General features: G+C 40.6%; 3 protein-coding genes. 2 read left to right on the top strand and 1 reads right to left on the bottom strand.

Annotated features, from left to right (window positions below; all coding sequences use genetic code 11):
- Nucleotides 1-279 precede the first annotated feature (279 nt).
- The gene (locus F6K13_RS22265; protein ID WP_124146452.1) at nt 280-1,170 is read left to right on the top strand and encodes an alpha/beta fold hydrolase; all 891 of its coding nucleotides are present in this window, start codon (nt 280-282) and stop codon (nt 1,168-1,170) included.
- 93 nt (nt 1,171-1,263) lie between these two features.
- Here F6K13_RS22265 and F6K13_RS22260 read toward each other — a convergent pair whose 3' ends face one another.
- Complete coding sequence (locus tag F6K13_RS22260; protein ID WP_287288411.1) at nt 1,264-1,392, bottom strand: hypothetical protein; 129 nt, start codon at nt 1,390-1,392, stop codon at nt 1,264-1,266.
- A 303-nt stretch (nt 1,393-1,695) separates the two neighbouring features.
- On the opposite strand from F6K13_RS22260, the gene F6K13_RS22255 reads away from it, so the two are divergent.
- Complete coding sequence (locus tag F6K13_RS22255; RefSeq protein ID WP_124146453.1) at nt 1,696-3,603, top strand: GTPase family protein; 1,908 nt, start codon at nt 1,696-1,698, stop codon at nt 3,601-3,603.
- Nucleotides 3,604-3,968: the final 365 nt, after the last annotated feature.

Below are 3,968 nucleotides of genomic sequence, written 5' to 3'. Positions count from 1 at the left end.
CCAAAAATCTATAGAAAGGGATTCAACAATTAATTATTAATTATTAATTATTACCTTTGCTTGAAAACGGATAGGATTGACCGCTTAAGGAAAATTTTTTCTTTTCTCTTGGTCTCATTGATATGGCGAGAAGACCTCACCATCCCTCGACCGCTTTTCTCCTTTAAATGTTAAATAATTTCGGTAGCATCAAAGTTTTGAACTGATAAAATCTAACTTTTGAATGCATGACTTTTGACTTTTGAATTCCGTGAAACGCTATAACTCAAATAAATTTTCATGTTTGAACAATTTACCTACCACAAAATCCCCACTTCCAATGCCACCATTAATTTAGTCAAAGGTGGAAAAGGTTATCCCCTACTACTATTACATGGCTATCCTCAAACTCATATTATGTGGCACAAAGTCGCTCCCGCTCTTGCCCAACACTTCACCGTCATCTGCACAGACTTACGCGGTTATGGCGAGAGTGACAAACCACCCTCCGATCCTCAACATCTCACCTATTCCAAACGAGTGACTGCCCAAGACCAAGTAGAAGTTATGGCAGCTCTAGGTTACTCCAAATTCTTGGCAGCAGGTCACGACCGTGGAGGTAGAGTTCTCCATCGCCTTTTACTCGACCACCCCCACTGTGTGGAAAAAGCAGCAGTTCTCGATATTGTACCAACCAGGAAAATTTTTCAAACTGTCAACCAACAACTGGCGACTGCTTATTCTCACTGGTTTTTTCTGCTCGAACCCTACAATATTCCCGAACGCCTGATCGGTTCTGACCCAGCATTTTATCTTGTCAGCAAACTAAAACAGTGGAGTTATGACCAAGCTGCTTTTACCGAGAATGCTATAGCAGAATACATTCGTTGTTTTAGCGACCCTGCCAGTATTCATGGAACTTGTGAAGACTATCGTGCCGCAGCTAGTATTGATTTGGAACATGATGCAGAAGATATTAACAGTAGAATAGAATGTCCGTTACTTGTGTTGTGGGGAAAGCGCGGGGTGATGGAAAAATGTTATGATGTGCTGGAAACTTGGCGAGAAAGAGCAATAGATGTGCGCGGTCAAGCTTTTCCATGTGGTCACTTTTTGCCAGAGGAAGCTCCAGAGGAAACAACTCAGGCATTACTTGATTTTTTTATTGAGGGAGTAGGGAGTAGGGAGTAGGGAGTAGGGAGTAGGGAACAGAAGAACATCTTGAGCATATTTGTATAGCGCTATATCTAAATACCACACCCAGTACAGGTACTCAGAAAACAATTATTGAACTGATTCTTGAGTCTGTTCAGTTGCAGTAATGGCTTGAAATCGCTCATCTGAATAGAGATGACTAAAATCAGAGTCTTCCTTAGCCGAATCCTTACAGCGCTTTTCAAATTGATGAACCACATCTTCACAGGCAAAAATCGTGTAGGGGCGATTTCCTACGGAATGCTCCGCAAACGCGAATCGCCCCTACTGTAGTTTACCCAAATGAAAATCGCTGTAAGACTTTTGTCTAATTCCACAGCTATTCTGAGATTTGCCAATGCCAAGCTATCTTCTTTTAATTTTGTCTTCTATTCCCTGTTCCCTGTTCCCTAGAACCAAAAATTTTGTACCTCTCCAGCATGGGAATTTCTATATAAAACTGCCACAGGGAAAAACTCAAGGTAAACTTTTGAATATATAAACTCAAATAAATAACATATAATGATACGATTAAAACTGTGGCAATTAGTAATTTTAGCTTTTCCCCTTGTTAGTGTTGTAGCTTTCCTGATGATATCTGCCGGAATGCAAATCAACCAGTGGGGAATAAACTGGATATGGGGCGTATTTATCCTCCTCTTTGTGGGATGGCGTTGGTTACTGGTCAAATGGACGCGACCGGCAGTTGCACAAATGAAAGAGGTAATGGCAAAAGTTAACAAACAAATAGAATTTACTGATGACACGACAACCCTACCCACAAAAAGTGATGCAACTCTCCAGGTAGAAACTGCTCTGCAAGAAATTCTGAAATCATCACGCAACGACCTTCCTCTGTGGGAAGACTGGCAAACATTTTGGCAACGTTGTCAAGCAGTAATAGTTGCTGTTGCTAATACTTACCATCCGGAGGGCAAATATCCTCTGCTCAATATCTACATTCCCCAAGCTTACGGTCTAATTCGAGGTACAGTTGATGATATGAATCGATGGATGCAAAAATTATCTCCAACCTTGAATCAAATAACTGTCGGTCAAGCGTATCAGGGATATGAAATTTATCGCAAATTAGAACCTTCAGCACGGAAACTTTTCCAAGCTTGGGGTTTAGCACAATGGTTTTTTAACCCAGTAACAGCAGCAGCTAAACTAGCAAGTCGGCGTTACAGTGACCAGGCAAACCAACAGTTATTGATGAATTTCAGTCAGATATTACGGGAAGTGGCATTGCGAAATCTTTGCCAGCAGGCGATCGCTCTCTACGGAGGCAAAAACCTAGAATTTTCTGAGTCTGTTATTCCCAGTCCTAGTCTCCCGAAGGCAGAAACTAAAACTCTCGAACAAATTCTCGAACAAGCTCAACCCGCTGAAACTGTAGAGCAAAAACCTGTTAATATTTTGTTGGTGGGGCGCACTGGAGCGGGAAAGAGTAGTTTGATTAATACTCTGTTTCAAGCTGACTGTGCTGAAGTTGATGTATTACCGAGTACCGATAAAATTCAAAATTATCAATGGCAGCAAACTGGAGAGACTCTCAATTTGTGGGATACACCAGGTTACGAACAAGCAAACCGCCCAGACTTGCGGGAACTTGTACTCGACTATGCTGAAACTGCTGATTTATTGTTGCTGGTTACTCCTGCTCTCGACCCGGCGCTACAAATGGATGTAGACTTTCTCCAAGACATAAAAATAGAAATTGCAGATTTGCCTGCTATTGTGATTGTTACCCAAGTTGACCGTTTGCGACCTATCCGAGAATGGCAACCTCCTTATGATTGGGTTTGGGGTAAAGGTGCGAAGGAAAAGTCTATTCGGGAGGCGACTCAATATCGCGCAGAAATATTTGGGGATTTTTGTAATCAAGTTTTGCCTGTGGTTACGGGGGATATTCAAAGTAACAGAGGTGCTTGGAATGTTGATGCTATTTCTATGTCTTTGCTAGAAGCTATTGGTCCTGCTAAACAAATACGTCTGGCTCGGTTTTTGCGCGATCGCGAGGTTCGTACTGTTGCAGCAGCTAAAATTATCGATCGTTACACTTTTCAAATGGCGACTACTCAGGGGTTAACTGCTTTGTTAAAGAGTCCAGTGTTGCAGTTTGTTTCTACTCTGACAACTGGTTCGCCAACTTTAGCTTATTTGTTGGCAGAAAAAATTCCGGTGGAAGAGTTGCCTGTGGTTATTGGTAAGTTACAAATGGCTTACGATTTATTTTCCCTCTTTAGTGGGGATGCAAATTTAGGTAGTTTTGACTTACTGGCACTTTGGCCTTTGTTATTAGAAAATCCTTCTTCACCAGACCGGAATGCTTGGGCATTTGGTCACGCTTTGGTAGAATATTGGATGCAGAATTTGACAGTTGAACAGTTACGGGAAAGGTTTGATAGTTATGTTCAGCAAAGGTAAAAATTATAGCGATAATTAATTCAATTGTTGTAAAAATTTTAGCGAATCAAATTAATTACTTGATTTTGCTTAGGTCTTTATAACTGTTATTTAATTACAGCGGTCGCCTTTATTCGCCACAGAATTATGAAATTTGTATCTTGAAGATTTAGTAAAGATCAGTCTTTATTTATGAAGATTTAATGAAGTTGGCCTAAAACACTTGCAACTTAAATTTTACTGATGTAAAGTTGAATCACTAATATCAAATCCGGTAGCATCGGTATAAAAAAATTAAACCTGATAAATTAAGGGATGAATAGTAAGAGTTGGGCGATCGCCATGCCGAGATTGTTAAAGCTAGAACCACACAAAAGTATCGAAGA

The sequence above is a fragment of the Okeania sp. SIO2B9 genome (genome assembly GCF_010672505.1).
GTDB lineage: Bacteria > Cyanobacteriota > Cyanobacteriia > Cyanobacteriales > Microcoleaceae > Okeania > Okeania hirsuta.
This window is presented reverse-complemented; position numbering and strand designations above follow the sequence as displayed.